This window comes from Thauera aminoaromatica S2, assembly GCF_000310185.1.
Classification (GTDB): Bacteria; Pseudomonadota; Gammaproteobacteria; order Burkholderiales; family Rhodocyclaceae; genus Thauera; species Thauera aminoaromatica.
In genome coordinates this window covers 111,483-134,377 of record NZ_AMXD01000001.1, presented here as the reverse complement: position 1 = coordinate 134,377, position 22,895 = coordinate 111,483, and the positions used below count along the sequence as shown (strand labels likewise).

The window sequence follows — 22,895 nt, the reverse complement described above, 5'->3', positions numbered from 1 at the left end:
CTCAGTGCCCCCCGTGACCGCCGGCGCTCGGTGCAGGCGCAGTGCCTGCAACCGGCTCGATCCCGGTGATGATGTACTCGCCTGGCTCACCCGCCTCGAAGACGAACCGCACCGGCGAGCCTGGGGCGATGCTCTTCACCAGCGCCGGATCGGCAATCATGAAGTCCATGGTCATCGCCGGCCACTGGAGGGCCGGGATCTCGCCATGCGTCATCGTCACGCTGCCGCCTTCGGCGTCGAGTGCATCGAACGTCCCTTGCGCTTCGTAACGGGTCGGGCTCGCTTGGGACTGATCGCCGGCATCGGGCTCGACCAGGTTGGAGAGTGCCGCCTTGAGCTGGCTTTCCGAGTCGATCAGGAAGTTGGCTGACACCACGACGCGATCGCCCGTCGCCACGCCTTCGAGCACCTCGACCACCTCGCGGCCGCGCTCGCCCAGCTTCACCGGCTGCGGCTTGAAGCGCCCTTCGCCGAGCGCAATCAGCACGACCCGCCGTTCGCCATCGTCGATGATCGCCGAGCTCGGCACCACCGTCCTCGGGCTGGCGTCGCCCGCCGCGAGCGAGACCTGAGCAAACATCCCGGGGCGCAGCAGGCCTTGCGCGTTGTCCAGTTCCAGGCGCACCCGGGTGCTGCGCGTGGCCGGGTCGAGCGTGGGATACAGGTAGTCGACGCGCGCCGCGAAGCTGCGCCCGGGCCAGGCGTCGAGCGCCACCTGCGCACCCTGGCCAACCTGCACGCGGGCGAGGTCCTGCTCATAGACGTCGGCGATGATCCACACCCGGGACAGGTCCGCGATGCGGAACAGCGCCTCGCCCGGCATGAAGCGCCCGCCTTCGACCGCCATCTTCTCCAACACGACGCCGCTCGCCGGGGCGTGGAAGACCTGGCGCGCACCGGCCTGGCCGGCGACCTGCAGGTTGCGCAGGCGCGCGCGCGTCGCCTCGGCCAGGCGGCGGGCGGATTCGCTCGCCAGCGCATCATGGGCCGCGCTCTGGCTGGCCAGGCGCTCGGCGATGCGCAGCTCCTCGCCGGTCGATTGCAACTCGGGGCTGTAGGCGGTGAACAGCGGCTGGCCCTTCTTCACCACGTCGCCCACGGCATTCACATGCAGGCGCTCGATCCAGCCCTCGAAGCGCGGTGCCACCACCACCTGCCTGCGCTCGTCGAGCTCAATCCGGCCGCTCGCGCGCACCGCCGAATCCACGGCGCGCACTTCAACCTCGGCAGTCTTCACCCCCAGGGTCTGGATGCGCGCGGGGCTGACCACCACTGCGCCACTGTCGTCCGGCTTGTCGTCGGCATAGACGGGGATGTAGTCCATGCCCATCGAATCCTTCTTCGGCACGGGCGAGGTGTCGGGCAGGCCCATCGGGTTGCGGTAGTAGAGGATCTTGCGTTCGCCGTCGGCCGGGGCTGCGCTATCGCTTTGCGCCTGGCTTTCGGTGATCAGCGGAACTGGATTTCCAGCATTTTGCAGGTGCGCAATCCAGTACCCCGCACCTATGGCAATCGCCACGCCCACAGCGATCGCCGTCATTCGAACGGCTGAGCTCACTTCAGATCCCCTGTCAGTTTCTTGATTTCTGTCAGCGCCAGGCGCGTGTCGAGCTCGGTCTTCAAGCGTTGAGTCCGGATGTCGATGAGCTGGCGCTCGGCCTCGATCACGCTGTCGAAATCGACCGTGCCGCTGCTGAGCGCGGCCTGACTTGCATCCCGGGTGGCCTGGGCCTGCGGCAACAGCGTATGTTCGAGCAGGCGCAAGGTCTCGCGGCCCTGCGCGTACATCGACCAGGCGATACCCAGCTCGCCGGATGCGCGTGCCTTGGCATCCTCCCGCCGCGCCTCGGCCGCCATCAGCATGTACTCGGCTTCGCGCTCCCTGGCGCGACGGCTGGACTGCTGCAGCGGGATCATCACCTCGAACATCACGTCCCAGGACGCCTTGCCTTCATCCGGGCGGTTGTTGCGCACGCCAACGGCGAAGTCCGGCAAGCGGTCCTGATACGTTCGTTCGCGCTCGGCACGTGCCACGTCGATGCCGTAGGCGGCGGCATTCACGTCCGGGTTGGCACTGGCCGCCGCCTCAAAAAGGGCGCCAGCCTCCAGCTGCTCGGGCAAGGGGACTGGATCTGCGGGTGCGGCGAGTGGCGCATCATGCGCCCGGCCGAGCAGGCCGTTGAGCCCCGCTGCCAGCCCCTTGCGCCGCTGTTCGACCTCCACGAGCGCGAGGCGCTGGGCAGTGATTTCGCGCTGCATGCGCAGCACCGCCTGCTGCGGCAGCAGACCCAACTCGTATCGGGCCAGGCTGAGTTCCTCCAGGCTTTTCAGCAAGGTCAAGCCCTCGCGGTTGAGGACGAGTTCGCGGTCGGCGGCGTAGTAGCGCAACCACAGCGTCTCGATCTTTGCCGCGAGCTCAGCCCAGGAGGTATCGCGCATCGCATCAGCCTGGGTCGCCTGGGCTTCGGCGGCCTTCACCGCCAGCTCGCGCTTGCCCCACCCGGGTAGCGGCTGGGTGATGCGGTAGCGGGTCTCGCCCACCTGGCCGGGCAGCAACGACGCCGAGCGCCCGCTCATGGTGTTGGTGGCGTCCATCAGCTCGACCTCGAACGTCGGGTCGGGCAGCGCACCGGCGGGCGTCACGCGCTCCTGCGCTGCGGACGCTTCCGCGCGGGCAGCGGCAAAGCCGGGGTTGCTGTGGCGCGCATATTCAATCAGCGCCTGGGGGCTCGAGCCGAGCGTTGGAGTGTCGGGCGAACCCTGTGTCCAGGCACTGCCACTTCCCAGCGTGAGCGCGACCACCAGTGCAAGCGCTGCAGGACGTAGCAGGTGAGATGAGGGTACTGCGAACGGGGATTTCATCGAGAAACGATTCCGGCAGGCGGTGAAGTGCATGCGCAGGCCCTTCGCCACCCGCCTCGTCGTTCAGCCACTCAGTGGGGCATCCCCACGGCTGGCCGGTCAGAGTGGAACGCGACGCACCTGCGGGATAGGCGTCACTGGGCGGGCTCGAGAGACGTCACGGTCAGCGCACCGCCGACCTTCTCGACCGCGAACCGGATCTTGTCGCCCGCCTTGACCTGATCAAGCATGCCCGGCTCGGCCGCGCGGAACACCATGGTCATCGCCGGCATGCCGAGCGACTCCAGGGGGCCATGGGCAATGGTCAGCTTGCCAGCCGACTTGTCGATCTTCTTGACCGTGCCCTCGGCCAGCTTGGCGTTGGCTTCGGCCGGGGCACTCGCCCCGCCGTGATGTGCATCGTGATCGGCCTGTGCGAACGCAAGCGGGGCGCCGCCGCCGAGCAAGGCCAGGAGCGCAGTGGTGATGAGGGTCTTTTTCATGATGGGCTTCTCCAAGGGTTCAAATTCTGTGTGAGTTCGAGAGTGAGCACGATTATGCGAAGCGCTCACCAACGGGACGCTGACGCACGGATTACATTTCTGTCAGCCGACCTTGATCGTGCCGATCATGCCGGCCTGGAAGTGGCCGGGAATCAGGCAGGCGAACTGGAAGTCCCCCGCACGGTTGAAGTGCCAGATCATTTCTCCGCGCCCACCTGGCGCGACATGCGACATCCACGGTTCGTCATGTTCCATCTCCGGGAAGCGCTGCATCATCTCCGCGTGCTCGGCAAGCGTCTTGGGCGTACCGACCACCATCTCGTGCATCACCGCGCCTCGATTTTCGTGGGTGAATCGGATCGTCTCGCCCAGACGCACCTCGATGCGGTCCGGAACGAAGCGCATCTCATCGGTCATCACGATGGCGATCGCGCGCGAGACGGCTTTCGCGTCCCCCGCAATCCCCCATTGCTGCTGCTCCTTGGGGGTATCGGACGCTGCTTTGTCGGCATGTTCGGCATTGCCATGGGCGAACGTGCTGCGGTGAACGGCAAGCACACCGGCGGCAAGGCTGGTGGCCAGAAATCGACGACGACTTTTCATGGGGATCTCCATCTCTCTGTTGGGTGAGGCTTCATTTGTGCCGGGGTTTGCGCCGATTGCACGGCGTTCGACCTCAATGACCTTGATGGCCAGTGGGTTTGCGTACGGCCATCTCGACAGGCGGTCCGCCCGCTGTACGCGGCATGCTCGAGGCGCCCGCCGCGTCGCCGCGAGCGGGTTCAGGCAGCGCTGCGCCCGTCCACTCGTAGGCCACCGTCCCCTTGGGATGCCTGAACCAGCCCGGGTCGCGGTAGTCCCCCCGCTTCTGCTCGCGGCGCACCTTGAGCACGGTGAACATGCCGCCCATCTCGACGGCGCCGAACGGCCCCTGCCCGGTCATCATCGGCAGGGTGTTGTCGGGCAGGGGCATCTCCATCTCGCCCATGTCGGCCATGCCGCGCTCGCCCATCAGCATGTAATCGGGCACCAGCTTCTGGATGCCCTCGACCAGGCCGCGATGGTCGACGCCGATCATGGTCGGCACGTCGTGCCCCATCGCGTTCATGGTGTGGTGCGACTTGTGGCAGTGCATCGCCCAATCGCCCTCCTCGTCGGCGATGAACTCGATCTGGCGCATCTGGCCGACCGCAACGTCGGTGGTGACCTCGGGCCAGCGCGACTCAGGGCGCGTCGGCCCGCCGTCGGTGCCGGTGACCTCGAACTCGTGACCGTGGATGTGGATGGGGTGGTTGGTCATGGTCAGGTTGCCGATGCGCACCCGCACGCGGTCGCCCTTCCTGACGTTGAGCGAGTCGATACCGGGAAAGGCGCGGCTGTTCCAGGTCCACAGGTTGAAGTCGAGCATGGTGTTGATCTTGGGCACGTAGCTGCCCGGCTCGATGTCGTAGGCGTTGAGCAGGAAGCAGAAGTCGCGGTCAACGCGCGCGATGTGCGGGTGCGCCTCGCGCGGGTGCGTGACCCAGAAACCCATCATGCCCATCGCCATCTGCACCATCTCGTCGGCGTGCGGGTGGTACATGAAGGTACCAGGGCGACGGGCGATGAACTCATAGACGAAAGTCTTGCCGGGCGGGATCTGCGGCTGGTTGAGGCCGCCGACCCCGTCCATGCCGTTGGGCAGGCGCTGGCCGTGCCAGTGGATGGTGGTGTGCTCGGGCAGGCGGTTGGTGACGAAGATACGCACACGGTCGCCCTCGACGACCTCGATCGTCGGCCCGGGCGACTGGCCGTTGTAGCCCCACAGCCGCGCCACCATGCCGGGCGCGATCTCGCGCTCGACCGGCTCGGCGACGAGGTGGAATTCCTTCACTCCGTTCCGCATGCGCCAGGGCGCGGTCCAGCCGTTCAAGGTGACGACCGGATCATAGGGGCGGCCATTGGGTGGTGTCAGCGGCGCGGCCGTCGCGGCGCTGGTCTGAATCACGGGTTCGGGCAGCGCGGCGAGCGCGGCGCGGTTGACGGTTCCGGCGGCGGCCAAGAGGCCCGCCCCGGCGAGAAAGCTGCGTCGGGTGGTCATGAACGTCTCCGGAGATGTCAGTGGCCACCGCCGGCTTCTGCCGGCGATGCGCCCGATTGAAGGCTGAGCGGCGCGATCGGCTGGCCGAGCAGGCTGGCCTTGAGCGCCGCCTCGGCGCGCCAAAAGTCGCGCTCGGCCTCGATCGCCTGCACCGCGCTGGCCGATTGGGACCGCGCAGCGGCAAGCAGCTCGAACACGCCGATCAGCATCCCGTTGTACTGGAGCACCGACTCTTCGGTAATGTTCTGACGCAGTGGAACCACCTCGCTGCGGTAGTGGCGCGCGAGGTCGTATGCACTGCGGTAGCCCTCGTAGGCCACGCGGACCTGGGAGCTGGCGTTATTGGCAACCTCGAGGGTGCGGTTGAAGGCTGAGAGATAGCGGGCCTCACTGCCGGCGCGGGCCGCATCGCCGAAGTCGAACAGGGGCAGCGGCAGTTCGACTTCGAAGCCGCGCTGCGACGACTCGCCGGTCTCGCTGTTGCGCACGCCGGCCACATGCAGGCCGTTGACCACGCTGGTCACCTGCGTGAGGCCCAGGCTCTTCGCCGTACGCTCGAGGTCGGTGCGGGCGATGCGCACATCGAGCCGGTTGTCGAGCAGCGCCGCGCCGGCGGTCGCTTCATCGATCGGCGCCTCGGGCAAGGCCGGCAACTGATCCGGTAGGCGTAGCGCCTGCGCCTGGCTCGGGGTCAGCCCCAAGCGCTGGATCAGCGCCTCGCGCGCGGCGGTGGCGTTCTGACGGGCGCGGATCAGGTTGGCCGTCTCCTCGGCGGCCAGCGCCTGCTCGCGGGCGCGCTGCAGGCGGCTGAAGTTGCCCGTGGCCTGCATCCGACGCGCGAGTTCGGCAGCGGTACCAGCGGCCGTGGCCACTTCCTCCCGGTAGTGCGCGACCTGTCGCGCCGCGACCGCATCGACCCAGGCCTGGCGCACCTCCGTGACGGTGCTCAACAGCGCAATCGAAGACTGCAGCCGGGTCTGCTGCTGGCGGAACTCGGCCTGCTCCAGCCGTGCAGGCAGGAACAGCAGGTCGAACAGCGAGATGCCGAGCGAACGGCCGATGTCGAGTTCGCGCCCCTCGGCGCCCGAGCGAAACAACCGCTCGAAGGTGAACACCGGATTGCCGATGCGAGCGGAACCGGTCGCATCCGCCGAGGCCACGGCGGCTTCCGCCAGCAGGGACTGGAAGGCCGGGCTGTAGCCGAGCGCGATGCGCACCGCGTCGTCAATTGCGAGCGGCTGGGCCAGCAGCCGATCGACCTCGGTGCGCATCGCCTCGCGCTCGGGGTCCGAGCGCAGCCAGCGCACCTCGCTGCCCGTCTGCTCGCGCGCAAAGCGCTCAACCTCGGCGAAGTTCTCATCGATCGCAACGCTGGCACACCCGGTCAGCACGGTAGCAGCCAGCAAGGATATGGGGAGACTGCCTCTCATCGCTCGCCCCCTTTCGACGACGGCGCGAGGTGGCCCATGTGCCCGCCCAGGCGTCTGGCCTCGTCGTTGGCATCCTTCCACGACCGCAGGGGCTCATCGACACGGTAGGGCCGATATTCGTTCAGGGGCGAGCGATAGACCGGAAGGGGCTGAGGCTTGGGTTGCTCACTCGCTGGGGCAGTCTGGGTCGCGCCGAGCGCGGGGTCAGCGGGGCTTGATGGCGAGGAGGACTCGGCCTGCGCGCCCGACACGAGCGCCACGGCGACGGCCAATCCTCCACCGAGGTGGATGATTCGTCTCTGCATGGGGAATGTCTCTTTGTTGGTCTTGTGTTGAACCGGACGCAGAGCGACCGACGAACTCGCCGCTCCGCGTCTCAATGCTCAGTTGGGCATCGCCGGCTTGGCGGCCGGGTGCATCTTCATCATGTTCTGCATCATGCCCATGTGCTCTTGCATCATCTTCATGTGCTCCTGCATGAGCTTGGGATCCATCATCATGCCGCCCATGGGTCCAGCCCCGGGTCCAGGGCCACTACCCTTCATCATCGGACCAGCCCCCATCTGCCCCCCCATCATCGGGCAACCAGCGGGGGTGCCCTGCGATGCAGCCTCCAGGGCCTTGACCTGCTCTTCCATCAGGGCCATGCGACGTTCCGGGTTGGTCTCGGCACGGATCGACTTCATACGTTCCTGAAGCGCGGGGACACTCGCTGCGGGCGGCCAGGCCTGCGCCGGATCGGTCGTCTGAGCGACGACCGGGCTGCCATGCAGGGCTGCAGCCAGAGCGACGACGGGCATGAGCCCGGCGAGACGGTACAAACGCAGTTTCATGATCGATCTCCCATTGTTTGCGGGGTTCCGTCGCGGTACGGAACGCTGTGCCACGCAGAGCATCTTGCGCCCGCTTGCCTGTCGTCGGCCTGACCCGGAAATTACATTTCTGTAAGCCCGGGCGTTATCCAGCACCCCGGGAGCAAAATCGGTCACAGGCCGCACGAAGCGCGTAGGAGCAAAACAATGAAAATTCTGATCGTCGAAGACGAAGTGAAGACCGGCGACTACCTCCGCCAGGGGCTCACCGAAGCCGGGTTCGTCGTCGACCTTGCAAGAGATGGCCTCGATGGGCTCCACCTCGCCCTTAACGGTGACTACGACCTGGTCGTGCTCGACGTGATGCTGCCAAGGCTGGACGGCTGGGGCATCCTGCAAACACTGCGTCGCAGCAGTCGTGAGACCCCCGTGTTGTTCCTGACTGCCCGTGACCAAGTTGAGGATCGGGTCCGTGGTCTTGAGCTCGGCGCCGACGATTACCTGGTCAAGCCCTTCGCGTTTTCCGAGTTGCTCGCGCGCGTTCGCACGCTGCTGCGCAGGGGAAGAAACCACGAACCGGAGACCCTGCGCTCAGCGAACCTGGAGCTCGATTTGCTTCGCCGCCGGGTGAACCGATGCGGGCAGCGCATCGATCTGACCGCCAAGGAGTTTGCCTTGCTTGAACTGCTCCTGCGACGCAAGGGTGAAGTATTGCCCCGCTCACTCATCGCTTCGCAGGTGTGGGACATGAACTTCGACAGCGACACGAACGTGATCGAAGTTGCCGTACGCAGGTTGCGCGTAAAGGTCGACGACCCCTTTGAGCCGAAGCTGATCCACACCGTGCGGGGTATGGGCTACGTGCTTGAGGCGATGGAGCCGATCTGACGATGATCCGCATTCACTCGCTGACGGCGAGACTGGCAACACTATTTGCCGTCCTCGCTGCGGGCCTGCTCGTGCTGGTGGCGGTACTCTTTGGGCGCATGTTGGACGCGCATTTCCAGGAACTGGACATGCACGAGTTGCAGGGAAAGGTCTCGCTCATCCGCAACACGCTGCAAGATGTTGCTGCGACTGGGGGCCGACCGGAACGCGTTGAGGCGCTCGAACGTTCCTTCGTTGGACACGAGAGCGTGGGTGTCCTGCTACGCGACGTCGAGGGGCGCGTCCTGTACATCATCCATCCCGAGCATTTCACCGCTGCTCAGCGGGCAGGCGAGCGCATTTCGGGTGGGCTGGCTGACTGGACGGTCGACGAGCGCCCCCATCGAGGGCTTGAGGCCAGAATCACGCTACCGAGCCTTGGGTCGAAGGAGCAAACGATCGAGGCGCTGGTCGCACTCGATCTGTCGCATCACGTCCATTTCCTCGCGTCGGTGCACAACGCCACCTGGGCGGGCGTCGTCGTGGCGGCATTGGCGGCGGCGCTATTGGGCTGGTTTGCGGCGCACCGGGGCCTCGCCCCTCTGCGCCGGGTCACCGAAACCGCCCGTAGGCTGTCGGCACGGCAACTCGGCGAGCGTCTCGCCATCGATGATGCGCCGCTGGAAGTGCGCGACCACGTCGAAGCCTTCAATGGCATGCTCGCTCGGCTCGAAGCCGCTTTCCAGCGCCTCGGTGACTATTCGGCGGACATTGCCCACGAACTGCGTACGCCGATCTCGAACCTGATGACCCAGACCCAGGTCGCGCTGTCGCGGCCACGCACGCTCGACGAATATCAGGACATTCTGGCGTCGAACCTCGAGGAATACGAGCGCATCGCACGCATGGTCAGCGACATGCTGTTCCTCGCCAAGGCCGAGGAGAACACCCTCGCGCACGCGGGCGAGGCGATCGACCTGGCCCGCGAGGCGGATGCGCTGATCGATTTCTACGAAGCCTTGGCCGAAGAGGGCCAAGTCCGCATCGTGCGCCAAGGCCAAGCGAGCGTTCAGGGTGATCGCCTGATGCTGCGGCGCGCCTTGTCGAACCTGATTTCGAATGCGCTTCGTCACACACCGAAAAATGGACAGATCACGATCAGGGTCGACGCGGACGCAGCCGGCGTCCGTCTCGCCGTTTGCAATGTCGGCGACCCGATACCCGCCGATCAGATCGAACGGATTTTCGAACGCTTCCATCGCGGTAGCGCCCAGCGCGAGTCTCGCGGTGAAGGCGCAGGGCTCGGACTTGCGATCACGCGTTCCATCGTGCAGGCCCACGGGGGTCACATCACTGCGCGCTCCGCTGAAGGTGTCACCTGCTTCACGATCACCTTGCCTCGCAATGAAGCCTCATCGCCTTCCTGATGCTGCAAAGTCGACCGGAGTCCCGGCTGTCTGACGGAAATGTAATTTTGAGGTCAGCTTCCCGTTGGGCTCGAAACGCCAAACTATGCCTCGACGCCATCAACCGGAAGACGAACATGAAGACGAAAACTTTGCTCGGCGGGCTCGTGGCAAGCCTGATGATCATGAGCGGCGCAGGGTTTGCGCAGGGGCCCGTACGTGTAGAGGTCTACAAGAGCGCTTACTGCGGGTGCTGCGGGAAATGGGTCGAGCACCTGAGAAAGAACGGCTTCGATGTCGTGACGAAAGACGTCGACAATGTCCCCGCAGCCCGCGAGGCACTGGGCATGCCGGACCAATACGGCTCGTGTCACACGGCCAAGGTCGGTTCCTACTCCGTCGAGGGGCACGTCCCTGCGGACGACATCCGACGGCTTCTCTCCGAGTCCCCAAAGGCCATCGGACTGGCTACGCCGGGCATGCCGCAGGGGTCGCCCGGCATGGAGACCTCGACCCCGCAACCCTATGAGACGCTTCTGGTCGGGCTTGACGGAAGCGCGAGGGTTTTTGCCCGACACTGACGGCAGAGCTGGTGAGTATCGACTTTATGAGCGCAGTGCCGGCCGACTTACGAACCACGCTGGCCTCAGCTCGCTCTAGGGCTGGTTTCGGATCTCACCGGTCGCTCGAATGACGACTCTGCTACTACCATGTGTGGCAGCAAATGGCCGGAGGACTAAACCGCTCGCGCGGTAGGGGTGTGCTGGACCGCTCGTGACGAGCATCGAAGTTCGTGGTTTCCATCGGCAGCGGGCTTGCCATGGTGGGAGATGAGGCAATCGGCCTCATTTTCGACAGGAGCAAGCCATGGACACCCCGACTCGTCCCGTCAGCCCCTTGCGCCAGCGCATGCTCGACGACATGCGGATGCGCAAGCTCACCCCCAAGACGCAGAGTGCGTACATCCGTGCGGTGTGCCGGTTCACGCGCTATCTGGGGCGCGCGCCCGATAGCGCCACGGTGGAGGACCTGCGCAACTACCAGTTGCACCTGGTCGATACCGGCACCTCGCCGATGTCGCTCAACGCCGCCATCAGCGGGCTGAAGTTCTTCTTCGATATCACGCTTCAACGCGGCGAGTTGATGGCACGAATGCAGCCGGTCCGGCTGCCGCAGCGCTTGCCGGTGGTGCTCAGCCGCGAGGAGGTCGCGCGCCTGATCGCCGCCTGCAACAATCTCAAGCACCAGACGGCGCTGTCGCTCGCCTACGCGACCGGACTGCGAGCGAGCGAAGTGGTCTCGCTCAAGGTCAGCGACGTCGACAGCGGGCGCATGACCCTGCGGGTCGAGCAAGGCAAAGGCCGCAAGGATCGCTACGCGATGCTCTCGCCCCTGCTGCTGGAGCGGTTGCGCGTGTGGTGGCGGGTCGCCCGGGCGCAGGGCAAAATGCTCGATGGCGGCTGGTTGTTCCCGGGCCTCAACCCGATCGAGTCACTGAGCCCGCGCCAACTCAATCGCGCTGTTCAGGCCGCCGCCCTGGCGGCCGGCATCGACAAGCGGGTGTCGATGCACACGCTTCGCCACTGCTTCGCGACCCACCTGCTCGAGCAGAAGGTCGACATCCGCATCATCCAGGCGCTGCTCGGCCACAAGAAACTCGACACCACGGTGATCTACACCCAGGTCGCCACCGACCTGCTGCGCGAAGTCGTCAGTCCGCTGGAGACCTTGCAGTCGGCGTAGGCGCATCGTGGTCCGCTCCGCACTGGAGGTCGCGGACATCTTCCGCGCCTTCGGGCCGGCGTGGCGTCTCGCCCAGCACGATCACTTGAGCCTCGGGCAGTTGAAGGTCATGTCGGCCATCGAACAGTGCCGCACTGCGGCGCTGGGTGGGCATGTGCTGCGCTGTGAGGCCTGCGAGCAGATCGACATCAGCTACAACTCGTGCCGCAACCGGCACTGCCCGAAGTGTCAGGCGCGGGCTGCCCAGCGTTGGCTCGAGGCCCGGCAGGCGGACCTGCTGCCGGTCGAGTATTACCACGTGGTCTTCACGCTGCCGGCGCCGATCAGCGCGTTCGCCTACACGAACAAGGCGCTCGTCTATCGGCTGCTGTTCGAGGTCGCCGCCGAGACGCTGCTCACCATCGCTGCCGACCCGAAGCACCTCGGCGCGACGATCGGCGCCACGCTCGTGCTGCACACGTGGGGTTCGGCGATGACGCACCACCCGCACGTGCACGGCATCGTCCCCGGGGGCGGCCTGTCGGCCGACGGGCAGCGCTGGATTGCCTGCCGGCGTGGCTTCTTCCTGCCGGTCCGCGTGCTCTCACGGCTGTTCCGGCGGCGTTTCCTGGAAGAGCTGGCGAAGGCGCATCACGCCGGCGTGCTGCGCTTCTTCGGCGAGTTCGCCCCGCTGGCACAACTGGCCGCGTTCCTGCGCTGGCTCGCGCCGCTGCGCACGAGCGAATGGGTCGTCTATGCCAAGCGGCCCTTCGCCGGCCCCGAGGCGGTGCTCGCCTACCTGTCGCGCTACACCCATCGGGTGGCGATCTCGAACCGTCGCCTGGTGTCGCTCGACGCCGGCAGCGTCTCCTTCCGCTGGAAGGACTATCGCGCCGAGGGGCGCACCCGCCACAAGACGATGACGCTCACCGCCGGGGAGTTCATGCGCCGTTTCCTGCTGCACGTGCTGCCGTGCGGCTTCCACCGCATCCGGCACTACGGACTGCTCGCCAACGCGGGACGGCGGCAGCACCTGGCACGTGCGCGGGAACTGCTTGGCGCAACGCCTCCAGACGAGCCATGCACCATCGCCTCGGCGCCGGAAGCCACCGCGCTGTCGACCACGCCCACCACCGGCTTCGTGTGTCGCTGCTGTGGATCGGTGATGCGCGTGATCGAAACCTTTGCTCGGGGTGCGACGATCCGCGCGCCACCACTCCGTGGGGTGACCTCATGATCGGGCATCGCTTCCACGCCCGCAGCCTTCCGCCAGCACCCGTTCGGACGGGCCTGGTCAAGACCCGCTGCGCCCGCCACTGGCATTCACATCACAAGCCGCGCCGCGCGGACCTCGCCCGCGCAACCGAGGGCGGGCAACGCCTTCACGCAACACGCGGCGCCTGGCGCAGCACCACGCACATCGCGTACCTGCACGATTGGGCGGCGCTCAAATGCCCATAGCGCCACGCCCCGACTGAACGGCCTCGCCTCGTTTCGCGGTTTCCTCCCCCGGGCTTTGTCCAACGCCTGCCCACCGACCTGGGTCGGACCTTCATCGCCGCGAGGCAGGGGCAGGCGTCGAACAAAGCTGAACAGGTCGAGCCAGTGCAGGGGTCAAAGTTCGCCGCCCTAAACCGGCCACTCAAGCGGATTGGGGCTGGCCCCGCCTCTTAAAATCGAAATGTAACCACGACCGACAGCAGTTGGCCGATAGTACCCCCTCAGCATCATCACCGTAAGCAGCCGCCCGCCGGCAAATGGCGCTTGGCGGGCAGCCGCGCCGGGCTCAGATCTCAATCTGCTCGGAGATCTCCAAGGCATCATCGACCTCGATGCCCAAGTACCGCACCGTCGACTCGAGCTTGGAGTGACCCAGCAGGAGTTGCACCGCCCGCAGGTTCTTCGTGCGCTTGTAGATCAATGTCGCCTTCGTGCGTCGCATCGAGTGCGTACCGTAGGCGGACGGATCGAGGCCGGCGGCCACCACCCAGTGCTCGACGATCCTCGCGTACTGACGGGTAGAGACATGCGGTGAGTCGTGCAGGCGGCTCGGAAAGAGGAAGTCCTCCGCCCTCAGGCCGGCCTTCGCGATCCAGGCAGCCACAGCCGTACGCGTGGGCTCGGTCAGTTCGAACTGCACAGGCCGCTGCGTTTTCCGTTGCACGACCATGGCGCGTGAGAGCACCTGGTTTCCATGGGTCACGTCGCGCACCCGCAGGCTGACGAGGTCACACCCTCGGAGCTTGCTATCGATCGCGAGGTTGAACATGGCGAGGTCACGGACTTCGTGCGCGTTCTGCAGATGAATACGGATGGCCCAGATGTCCTTGGGTTTGAGCGGTGCCTTCTGGCCCACCAGCTTCCCCTTGTTCCAGGCTTCCCGATGCGGATGTTCTCGGGTTTCCATGACAAACTCCTTGCTGTTGATCGGAGTCTGATTCTTGAGCCCGTGGCGTGCGGCGGCTATCGGGGAAGATGCCCACAGCGTACTATCGGCCATGACCTGCCGTCCTGTCCGCAGGTAGAGTTGCCGCTCGAACGACCGCTCCACTTGGGTTGCTGCCAGACGGTCAGCTCCCCCATGTTCGTTTTGTCCAAAGTACGGCAAGAAGGACGGGCTCGAAACCGCGCCGTTGCTGGGGGTGGCATCCAGCCGTTAGACAAAAGGGTTCAATTTGCCTGATCACGACGCACCTATCCCCTAAACGGTCTGCTCACCAGTCCGATCCTGGTCGGCAGCTGGCAATCTCCCGGGACGTGTCCCGCTTCATGTCTTCTTCATTATCGTGCGATATTCCGTCACCTGCACTTGTCATTATCTACGGATCGGTGCCCACGCTTTTTCGTCACATCGCGTTCGAGAGCCGGGCCGCAATTTCAGGAGCTCCCATATGTTGCGCATTGTCTTGCTGGCTGCTCTGGCGCTCGGAGTGGCTGTCTCTAGTCATGCGAGCTCTCTAGCTCCCAGCGTGCTGTTCACGGCCGTCCGCGACGGCGTGCTGACGGTACGGACGTTCGATGCCGAAGGCGCGCCCATCGGCACCGTCAGCGCGATTGCGGTCGCCACGGAGCGCTTCGTGACCTTGTGTAGCCCGCTCGACGGCAGCGATGCGATCCGCCTGGCCGAAGCAGGTGGGCGGACGGTCGACGCCCGCGTGATTGCGCGGGATCGCGGGCGTAACCTTTGCCTGCTGAGCGCGTCTGCGAATGCGCGGACTTTGGCTGTAGCGCCAGCGGGCGCACAGCCCCGCGTCGGATCACGGATTTACGCGCTCTCCGATGCGCTCGGCTTCGGCGTTGGTTTGACTGAAGGCGTGATCTCGGGACTCGGTGGCGGCGAGCGCGGCGAGTTGCTGCAGTTCTCCGCGCCGGTCTCTCCTGGTTCTGAAGGTGGGGCGCTGCTCGACGAACAGGGCCGGTTGATTGGCGTCATCGACTATCGCCAGCGCGAAGGCCAGAACGTGAATTTCGCTATGCCGGCGGCCTGGGCAAGCATGATTGAAGCGCGCCACGACACTGATACGGCGCTCCAGTCGTTGCGCGACCGTGCGCCGCGGCTGGCGCGTGTAGGGGACGGCGAAGCGCTCGTCCGCCTGGCTATGGAATGGACGCGGCTTTACCCGGAGGATGCTGACGGCTGGACTTGGCGAGCGGTTGCAGCCAGCATGCAAGGTGACTTCGTCGGCGAGGAGGCTGCTTGGCGCCATGCGGTACTTCGGGCGGGTAGCATGACGGTGGCTGAGCTTGGTGTAGCCGGAGCCCTGCTTCGTCAGCAGCGCTTCGCCGAGGCGCGGGAAGCAGCCGCCGCGCTCGTCGGAACCCGTCCCGAAAGCGCCGCAGCGTGGTCGCTGCTCGGCCAGGCACACCATGGTAGTGGTGGCGTCAGCGAGGCAGAAACGGCCTACCGCAAGGCGCTTGCGCTCGATCCGTGGGAAATGTCCGCCCATCTGGGTTTGATCTCGCTTGCCGGCCAGCGCGGCGACCATCGAGTAGCCGCGGAAGGATGGAGCAGGTTGGTTCGCCTCTACCCCTCACGGCCAGAACTGCGCTGGCGCCTGGTGGAAGCGCTCCTGTTCGCGCAGGATGGTACGCGTGCCCACAAGCTGCTCGCCCGCTTCCCGTCAGAGCTTGCCGACAGCGCCGACGGCTTGTTCTGGCGCGGCGCAACCGCTGCGCTGCTGGGTCGGCCACAGGCGGCGAGCGAGCTGTTCCGTGCCAGCCTGGCGAAGGGGCCGTCCGAGCCGGCCCGTGCGTGGACCGAGCTCGGCAAAGCGCTCTTCGTGCTGGAACGCTTCCCCGAGGCTATCGCTGCAATGCGCGAGGCGGTACGGATCGCTCCGGACGATCCCGACCATCGCTACTGGCTGGCGGTCGCACTGAAGGATGGAGGCCATCTCGATGAAGCGATCCGGATTAACCGCGATCTGTCCGTTGCTTATCCGAACGAACCGCGGATCTGGCGCCAGCTCGGCTATGCGCAAGTGCTCGCAGCCAGGGCACCCGAGGGAATTGAGGCGCTCGAGCGCTCGCTTGCACTCGATCCAGGCCAGCCACGGGTGTGGAATGCGTTGATGATCCTGTACCGCGCAGCGGGCCGCCGTGCCGACCTCGTCCGCGCACACGGCAACCTACGCAGCCTGGATGCCGCCATGGCCGAGCGCGCCTATCTCGCCACCATCCACCCCGACGAGGCCCGCCCGCAATGAAACTCCGTCTCGTTTCCACACGCTGTGCCTGCATTCCGAGTCACGTTCCGGCCCCAGCGCTGTTGCTCCTCCTCGCGGTCTGTTCCGCTGCCCCGGCGGCTGCGGCCGACGACGCCCAGCCGGTGTTCACCCGAGTCGCACCGTCGGTGGTGACGGTCATCGCAGAAGTCGATGGCGGGACCGCTAGCGGTCAAGGCAGTGGCGTGGTGGTCAGCCGTGGGCACGTGGCGACCAATTGCCATGTCGTCCGCGATGCGGACCGGCTGAAGGTACAACATGGTGCCGCTGAGCTATCGGCACGCTGGGTCAAAGCCGATCGCAGCCGTGACCTGTGCGTGCTCGCGGTCGACGGACTGCAGGCGCCGTCGGTGCGCATCCGCTCGCTGGCGACCGTCTTACCGGGTGAGCGCGTGCATGCAGTCGGTAATCCCCTGGGCTTCGGCCTGGCGGTGACGAGCGGCCTGGTCTCACACTTCCCGACCGTGGATGGCGAACGGCTGATCCTCAGCAGCGCCGCACAGTCTCCGGGCTCCAGCGGCGGCGGGCTGTTCGATGCCGAGGGCCGACTGGTGGGCTTGACCACCAGTGTGTTCAGTGCCGGCCAGAACCTCAACCTGGCGCTGCCGGCGGACTGGATCAACGAACTCGCCGATCGCAGCGTAGCTCCGCCGCCGCCGTCCGACGTCCCCGCTGCGGAACCGCAATGGATTGCCGATGCCGTCGCCCTGGGCGCTGCGGCGCGGTGGGTGGAGCTCGAAAGCCATGCACGCCGTTGGATCTCTGCACAGCCGACCTCCGCACGCGCACACCAGGAGCTCGCGCGCGCGACAGTCCGTCTTGGACGACCGAAGGACGCCGAGCCCGCACTGCGTGAGGCGCTCCGCCTCGATGAGCACTCCGCGGAGAGCTGGCGCGTCCTCGCCATTACCCTTTATGAAACCGGGCGTCATGCCGAGGCCGAGCAGGCACTGGCGCGCGCAGAGGCCCTCCAGCCCGGCGATGCGAGCGTAGCCGCGGCGCGTGCGCACTGGCTGCTCAAGGCTGACGATGCTCGAGCCGCTTTGTCCAACATCGAACGCGCACTCGCCTTCGACCCTTTCTCTTACGGCTATTGGAATCTGCTCGGCAGCATCCGCCGTGCGCTCGGCGACTCCGACGCGGCGCAACGCGCCTTCCAAACCGCGCTCGACCTTAACCAGAACAGCGAGGAGGCGCGCAACGCACTGGCCCGACTCCTGGCCGAGGCGGGGCGCGCCGATGAGGCCCATCGTGCACTCGCCACTGGACGTGGCGACGCGAGGACCGATGCGCCCACTTGGCTCGCACTCGGCATCACCGACTACAACCGTCAGCGGTACGCCGCCGCCGAGGACGCTTTCCGCAAGGCGGTGGCCGCCGACCCTGGTTTTGCGGAAGGGTGGGAAAAGCTTGGCATGACCCTGGCGCGAACACTGCGTGACGACGAGCTCGCGACGGTGTTAGAGCGTGCGCTCGAGCTTGATCCGACACTCTTCGAAGCGCGCCTCGAGCGCGCAGCGCTGCGTGCCCGGCGTGGCAACGCAGCGGGCGCAGTGGCTGATGCCCGCCATCTGACCGAGCTTGCGCCGGACGAGCCGCGCGCCTGGCGCACGCTGGCGATCCACAGCATCACGGCACAGGATCTGCGCGCTGCGGCTACGGCCTATCGACGCGTCGATGCGCTGGGAAAAGCTGGAGTCGAGGATCTGGCAGACCTCGGCGATCTCCTCGGGAGACTCGGCGACCGCAGCGAGGCGCTGGAAGCCTTCGAACGTGCCGAACGCATGGATCCCCGACACTCGCGCATGCTCGCTAACCTAGCAGGTTTCCACGGCCGCAACGGCGACCTCGACAAGTCCCTGGCTTACCTCGATCGGGCCCTTGCAAGCGACCCGCGCAACGCCAATGCGCTCAGCAGTAAGGCCTACATCCTTCTGTTGCGTGGCCAGCCGGCCGCCGCCGTGTCGATCCTCGAGCAGGCCGTGCTGTACGATCCAAAGCTCGCCAATGCCTGGATCAACCTCGGCCATGCTCATCTGCGCAACCGCGATGTTGGCCGTGCCATTCCCGCGCTGGAAAAGGCACTAGCGCTCGCGCCGCAGGCGCTCGACGCCCAGCTTTATCTCGCCCAGGCCTACCTTGGCATCCGTGATGCGGCGAAGGCGCGCGCGTATGCCGAGACCATCCTTGCTCGGCAGCCTGAACTGCCTGTTGCGCTGGGCATTGCAACCCTAGCCAATCTAATGACGGGTGACTCACAGCGAGCTGCATTGGCGTTCGCTCGGCTGCGTACAAAGGACCCGAAAACGGCCAGCAACATTCGAGCGCAGGCGGTGGCCGCGGGCTTGCCGGGCGCCACCGCCTTGCCGAGCCCCTAGAGGATAGGGGCCTGGCAGCCTCACGTACTCTCGTTTCGGATGAGACGGGCCCGGCCAAGTCCACCAGTGGTCGCCCCGTTCCAGATTTCGGGCGCCGCGCGAGACACAGGACACATCGGGCCGTTGTATCCTGTGACAGGGCCGTCATAGGGGCCAGCTCACGAAACAGAGAAAAGCGTACGCTAAGCCTCGGCGAGCATTCGCAGCGGCCGGAACTTGCCTTGCGCGACCTGCTTGCCCGGCGGACCGAAGAGTTGTGATCAGCCAGTTAGTCAGGACGCCGTCCGTGTTGGGAACGCAGCAATTCCCGTGGCATGGTCTAACCTCATTCTTATCGCGCGACGTTCATGAAAACCATCGGTCTCCTCGGCGGCATGAGCTGGGAATCCACTGTTCCCTACTATCGTCAGCTCAATGAAGCCGTGAAGGCCCGACTCGGCGGGCTGCATTCGGCGAAGGTCGTGCTCTACAGCGTCGATTTCGCCGAAATCGAGCGCCTGCAGCATTGTGGCGATTGGGAGTCGGCCGGCGCCGTGCTCGCCGACGCTGCACGGGCGCTCGAGCGTGCCGGCGCGGATTTCGTCGTGCTGTCTACCAACACCATGCATAAGGTGGCGCCTGCCATCGAGTCGGCCGTGAAGATCCCGCTGCTGCACATTGCCGACCCGACCGCGGCCGCCATACGCAAGGCCGGCTTGTCGCGCATCGGTTTGCTCGGCACACGCTTCACGATGGAGCAGGATTTCTACCGTGGCCGCCTGGTCGAGCGGCACGGCATCGACGTGCTGACACCCGAGGCCGACGACCGCGAACTCGTGCACCGGGTGATCTACGAGGAGCTCTGTCTGGGGCGCATCGAGGAGCGTTCGCGCCAGGCCTATCGCGACGTGATGCAGCGCCTGGTCGAGCGCGGCGCGCAGGGCATCATCCTGGGCTGCACCGAGATTTCTATGCTGGTGGGCGAGCAGGACGCGAGCGTTCCGTTGTTCGACACCACGGCGATTCATGCCGCCGCCGCGGCAGAGTTGGCGCTGGCGGCTGTCGATTCAGCTACGCCTCGGGCGCACATGTGATGTCCGCCGGTTTGCCGAGAACGCCACCCCGTTCATTGCTGCTTGCCGTGTGGCTGCTGCTCGGCGCTCCAGTCCTGTACTACGGTGCGGAGTCGATCCAAGGCGCCCGAGATACGCTGGACTCAAGGCATTGGCCACACGTCACGGGCACCATCGTCAAGCACGAAACCCGCGGAAGGACGTATTGTTCCGTACCCGTCATACACTACACATACGTGGTGCGCGACAAGGCATTCGAGTCGAGCGCACGGGTGCCAGATGTCGAACAGTGTTTTCGATCCGAGGTTGCAAGCCGCGTAGCAGACAGCTACCCGCCCGGCAGTTCCGTGCGCGTCTACTATGACCCGCAGTCTCCACCAAACGCGGCACTGTTACCTGGCTATATGACTCGCAGTGCATGGGAGGGTCTCGTTTTCTTTCCCATGTTCTTCCTGGGTTGGCTCTACTGGGGGTCGCTCTTGCTCAAAGGTTGCCGTATCGCGCCAAACGTCGCCTAAATCGAACGGCTAGGCTCCACGCCCTTCAGACGGCGACTTCCGGCCAGACACTTTGCCCACCGGGGCACCGGACTACTCGTGAAGTCGGGTCATACGCGCGCTCTGGATAGCCGACCGATCTGCAGCTTCGTCAGCGCGAACGCCGCGATCAGCACGACGCAGTATCCGGCGAACGCCGGCGACACGCCCCGGTGCTCCAGCCAGCCGGACAGGATCACCGCGATCACCGGGAAGATCAGGAACACGAACGACAGCACCACCGGGCTCAGTTGCTTGAGCAGGTGGAAATAGGCCAGGAAGCCGCCGACCGACGCGACCGTGCCGAGATAGACGAGAGCGCCCAGCGAGGTCGCGGAGAACTGCGACACATCCGGCCGCTCCACGATGACGCCGACGAGGGTGAGCGCGATGCCGGCAATCCCGATCGGCAGCGTGTTGAAGGTGACGATTCCGATCGCTGCGCCCCGCTTCTTGGTGGTGACGTAGCAATACGCATGCAGCAGTGCCGCCAGCAGGATGGCAGCGGCCCCGAACAGGCTGCGGTAGGCGAAGCCGACGCCCTGCTCGTGCAGGATCATGCCCAGTGAGAAGAAGCCCCCGACGATTCCGACGAGTTGCGTCGCCCAGATCGGTTCGCGCAGGATCAAGACGGAGAAGATCACGGTGAAGACCGGCATCGTGCTGAACAAAAGCGCGGCGAGCCCGGAACTCACGTACTGCTCGCCGGCATTGATCAGCAGGTACGGCAGCGCGAAGTAAAGGATCACGATCAGCACGAAAAGTCCGCCTTGCCCTTCGGGAAACAGCAACGGCGCACGCTGCGCACGCGCGATCAAGTACAAGAGCGGAAACGCGATGACGAAGCGCAGGCCCGCAGCCAGCAGAGGCGGCACGGTGTCCACGGCCAGCTTGATCCCGAGCCAGGTCGTCCCCCAGGTGAGGCAGACGATGGCGAAGAGGATGGCCACGACGACCGCGGATGAGCGCGCAGTCTGGCCGGTTTCGGCTGCAGGTATTCGGGTGCTCGATGGCATGAGGTGTCCGTCTCCGTTCGATCGCTGCCGAATGCACCCCAACAATACGAGTACAATCGACCATGAATTCATGATCGAAAGCGTATTTTCCTTACATATGAGGGTCAACAAGTATATTGACGCGGTGACAATTGCGCGCTCGGCGGTCCCCGACGGGCGACCGCGCTACCGCGTGATCGGCGAAGCGCTTGCGCAGGCCGTTCTTGACGGCCGCCTTCGAGCAGACGCCAAGCTGCCGCCGCTGCGCGTGCTTGCGGATGCCCTGTCGGTCACGGTGGGGACGGTCGGTCGCGCCTATGCCGAGATCGAACGACAGGGCCTTGTGACCTCCCGCGTCGGGGACGGCACCTACGTCTTGCCCCCTGGCGAGCGGACGCACAAGAACGAATTCGACAATGCGCCGGACGGCAAGCCCGGCCTCATCGACCTGTCACGCAACATGCACATCCCGGGGGAAGAGTCGGCGCTTCTGGGCGAGGCGTTGCTGCGCCTTGGCGGCGACCGGCGAGTGCTGACGCAGCTCGGCAGCTATCTCCCCGACACCGGTCTGGGGCGGCATCGCGAGGCCGGGGCGCAATGGATAGGGCTCAGCGGGCGCGACGCGGTTGCGGACCATATCGTGGTCAGCAACGGCGCCCAGCACGCGTTGCTATGCACGATGATGGCGACGCTGCGCAAGGACGAGCTGATCGTCTCCGAGCACCTGACCTACCCCGGGCTCGTGGCCGCCGCGCGAGGGCTCGGTGTTCGCCTGGACGGCCTGGCGATGGACGCGCAGGGCTTGCTGCCCGAGGCGCTGGAAGAGGCGTGTTCGCGGCAGCGGGTGCATGCGCTCTACTGCACGCCGACCCTCCACAATCCGACCACCGGAACCATGGACCTGGCGCGCCGGCAGGCGATCGCGGATATCTGTCTGCGGCACAACGTGCTGATCATCGAGGACGATGCGCACGGCGTGCTGGTAGCGCCACACCTGCCGAGCCTGGCGCAATTCGCGCCCTCCCGCACGGTGACCATCGGCAGCCTGACGAAGGCAGTGTCGGCGGGGTTGCGCGTCGGGTTCATTGCAGCGCCGGATCATCTCGTCGGCCGGATCGCCAGTGCGGTGCGCACGACCTGCTGGATGGCGACGCCCCTGACGGCGGAGATCGGCGCCGGCTGGATCCTCGACGGCACCGCGGCAAGGCTCTGCACCCATCAACGTGCCGAAATCAGCCGCCGCAAGGCGCTGGTCGAGCCGACGCTCACGGGGCTGGAGGCACGCACCGACGAGGGCTGCTACCACTACTGGATTACCTTGCCCGAGCCGTGGCGAGCCAGCGAACTGGCGGCCGAGCTCGAGACGCACGGTGTCGTCGTCAAGGCCGCAGAATCCTTCGCGGTGGGCCGCATCGGTGTCCCGCAGTGCATACGCGCGAGCGTGAGCGGTCCGGGAGACGATGCCCTCATCGAGGGCTTCCAGCGGCTGGCCGGTGCGCTCGCCGAAGGTCCTTGCCGGACGCTCGACTGATTCTGCGGTGTTGGCCTG

At 65.9% G+C, this 22,895-nt stretch carries 19 protein-coding genes; 10 read left to right on the top strand and 9 right to left on the bottom strand.

What is annotated here, in order from left to right; all coding sequences use genetic code 11:
• Position 1: 1 nt before the first annotated feature.
• The 7 genes from C665_RS00665 to C665_RS00635 form a co-directional block, all read right to left on the bottom strand.
• On the bottom strand, positions 2 to 1,540 hold the full coding sequence (locus tag C665_RS00665; RefSeq protein ID WP_004265686.1) for an efflux RND transporter periplasmic adaptor subunit: 1,539 nt from the start codon (positions 1,538 to 1,540) through the stop codon (positions 2 to 4).
• 14 nt (positions 1,541 to 1,554) lie between these two features.
• On the bottom strand, positions 1,555 to 2,802 hold the full coding sequence (locus tag C665_RS00660) for a TolC family protein (RefSeq protein ID WP_083854662.1): 1,248 nt from the start codon (positions 2,800 to 2,802) through the stop codon (positions 1,555 to 1,557).
• Positions 2,803 to 2,996: 194 nt separating this feature from the next.
• Positions 2,997 to 3,344, bottom strand: a complete 348-nt coding sequence (locus C665_RS00655; RefSeq protein WP_004357704.1) for a copper-binding protein — start codon at positions 3,342 to 3,344, stop codon at positions 2,997 to 2,999.
• Between the two features lie 102 nt (positions 3,345 to 3,446).
• On the bottom strand, positions 3,447 to 3,947 hold the full coding sequence (locus C665_RS00650) for a cupredoxin domain-containing protein (protein ID WP_002943419.1): 501 nt from the start codon (positions 3,945 to 3,947) through the stop codon (positions 3,447 to 3,449).
• Positions 3,948 to 4,020: 73 nt separating this feature from the next.
• A complete protein-coding gene (locus C665_RS00645; protein ID WP_004265677.1) occupies positions 4,021 to 5,424 on the bottom strand; it encodes a multicopper oxidase family protein in 1,404 nt (467 codons plus the stop codon).
• Positions 5,425 to 5,441: 17 nt separating this feature from the next.
• The gene (locus tag C665_RS00640; protein ID WP_037983064.1) at positions 5,442 to 6,854 is read right to left on the bottom strand and encodes a TolC family protein; all 1,413 of its coding nucleotides are present in this window, start codon (positions 6,852 to 6,854) and stop codon (positions 5,442 to 5,444) included.
• Positions 6,855 to 7,237: 383 nt separating this feature from the next.
• Positions 7,238 to 7,687: a hypothetical protein gene (locus tag C665_RS00635; protein ID WP_002943433.1), complete on the bottom strand. Its 450-nt coding sequence runs from the start codon at positions 7,685 to 7,687 to the stop codon at positions 7,238 to 7,240.
• 186 nt (positions 7,688 to 7,873) lie between these two features.
• On the opposite strand from C665_RS00635, the gene C665_RS00630 reads away from it, so the two are divergent.
• From C665_RS00630 to C665_RS00610, 5 genes are all read left to right on the top strand, one after another.
• Entirely contained in the window at positions 7,874 to 8,554 is a 681-nt protein-coding gene (locus tag C665_RS00630; RefSeq protein WP_004265665.1) for a heavy metal response regulator transcription factor, read from the top strand.
• Between the two features lie 2 nt (positions 8,555 to 8,556).
• A complete protein-coding gene (locus C665_RS00625) occupies positions 8,557 to 9,960 on the top strand; it encodes a heavy metal sensor histidine kinase (RefSeq protein WP_004265664.1) in 1,404 nt (467 codons plus the stop codon).
• A gap of 116 nt (positions 9,961 to 10,076) precedes the next feature.
• Positions 10,077 to 10,520, top strand: coding sequence for a DUF411 domain-containing protein (locus C665_RS00620; protein ID WP_004265663.1), 444 nt, complete (start codon positions 10,077 to 10,079; stop codon positions 10,518 to 10,520).
• Between the two features lie 286 nt (positions 10,521 to 10,806).
• Positions 10,807 to 11,682, top strand: coding sequence for a tyrosine-type recombinase/integrase (locus C665_RS00615; RefSeq protein WP_004265662.1), 876 nt, complete (start codon positions 10,807 to 10,809; stop codon positions 11,680 to 11,682).
• A gap of 7 nt (positions 11,683 to 11,689) precedes the next feature.
• On the top strand, positions 11,690 to 12,898 hold the full coding sequence (locus C665_RS00610; RefSeq protein WP_004265661.1) for an IS91 family transposase: 1,209 nt from the start codon (positions 11,690 to 11,692) through the stop codon (positions 12,896 to 12,898).
• A 549-nt stretch (positions 12,899 to 13,447) separates the two neighbouring features.
• Here C665_RS00610 and C665_RS00605 read toward each other — a convergent pair.
• On the bottom strand, positions 13,448 to 14,068 hold the full coding sequence (locus tag C665_RS00605; protein WP_004265658.1) for a tyrosine-type recombinase/integrase: 621 nt from the start codon (positions 14,066 to 14,068) through the stop codon (positions 13,448 to 13,450).
• Positions 14,069 to 14,552: 484 nt separating this feature from the next.
• Here C665_RS00605 and C665_RS00600 point away from each other — a divergent pair, with 484 nt between their 5' ends.
• The 4 genes from C665_RS00600 to C665_RS21355 all read left to right on the top strand — a co-directional run bounded on the left by C665_RS00600 (position 14,553) and on the right by C665_RS21355 (position 20,333).
• Positions 14,553 to 16,367 (top strand): serine protease, encoded by a 1,815-nt coding sequence (locus C665_RS00600; RefSeq protein WP_004265655.1) that lies wholly within the window; start codon positions 14,553 to 14,555, stop codon positions 16,365 to 16,367.
• The gene (locus C665_RS00595; protein WP_083854661.1) at positions 16,364 to 18,763 is read left to right on the top strand and encodes a serine protease; all 2,400 of its coding nucleotides are present in this window, start codon (positions 16,364 to 16,366) and stop codon (positions 18,761 to 18,763) included. The genes C665_RS00600 and C665_RS00595 overlap by 4 nt, the downstream gene beginning before the upstream one ends.
• A gap of 347 nt (positions 18,764 to 19,110) precedes the next feature.
• Entirely contained in the window at positions 19,111 to 19,836 is a 726-nt protein-coding gene (locus C665_RS00590; protein ID WP_004265650.1) for an aspartate/glutamate racemase family protein, read from the top strand.
• Entirely contained in the window at positions 19,836 to 20,333 is a 498-nt protein-coding gene (locus tag C665_RS21355; RefSeq protein WP_083854660.1) for a DUF3592 domain-containing protein, read from the top strand. The genes C665_RS00590 and C665_RS21355 overlap by 1 nt, the downstream gene beginning before the upstream one ends.
• Before the next feature lie 89 nt (positions 20,334 to 20,422).
• Here the strand turns inward: C665_RS21355 and C665_RS00585 are convergent, their stop codons facing one another.
• Positions 20,423 to 21,301 (bottom strand): DMT family transporter, encoded by an 879-nt coding sequence (locus C665_RS00585; RefSeq protein WP_004265648.1) that lies wholly within the window; start codon positions 21,299 to 21,301, stop codon positions 20,423 to 20,425.
• A 97-nt stretch (positions 21,302 to 21,398) separates the two neighbouring features.
• On the opposite strand from C665_RS00585, the gene C665_RS00580 reads away from it, so the two are divergent.
• Entirely contained in the window at positions 21,399 to 22,877 is a 1,479-nt protein-coding gene (locus tag C665_RS00580) for an aminotransferase-like domain-containing protein (protein ID WP_211207570.1), read from the top strand.
• Positions 22,878 to 22,895: the final 18 nt, after the last annotated feature.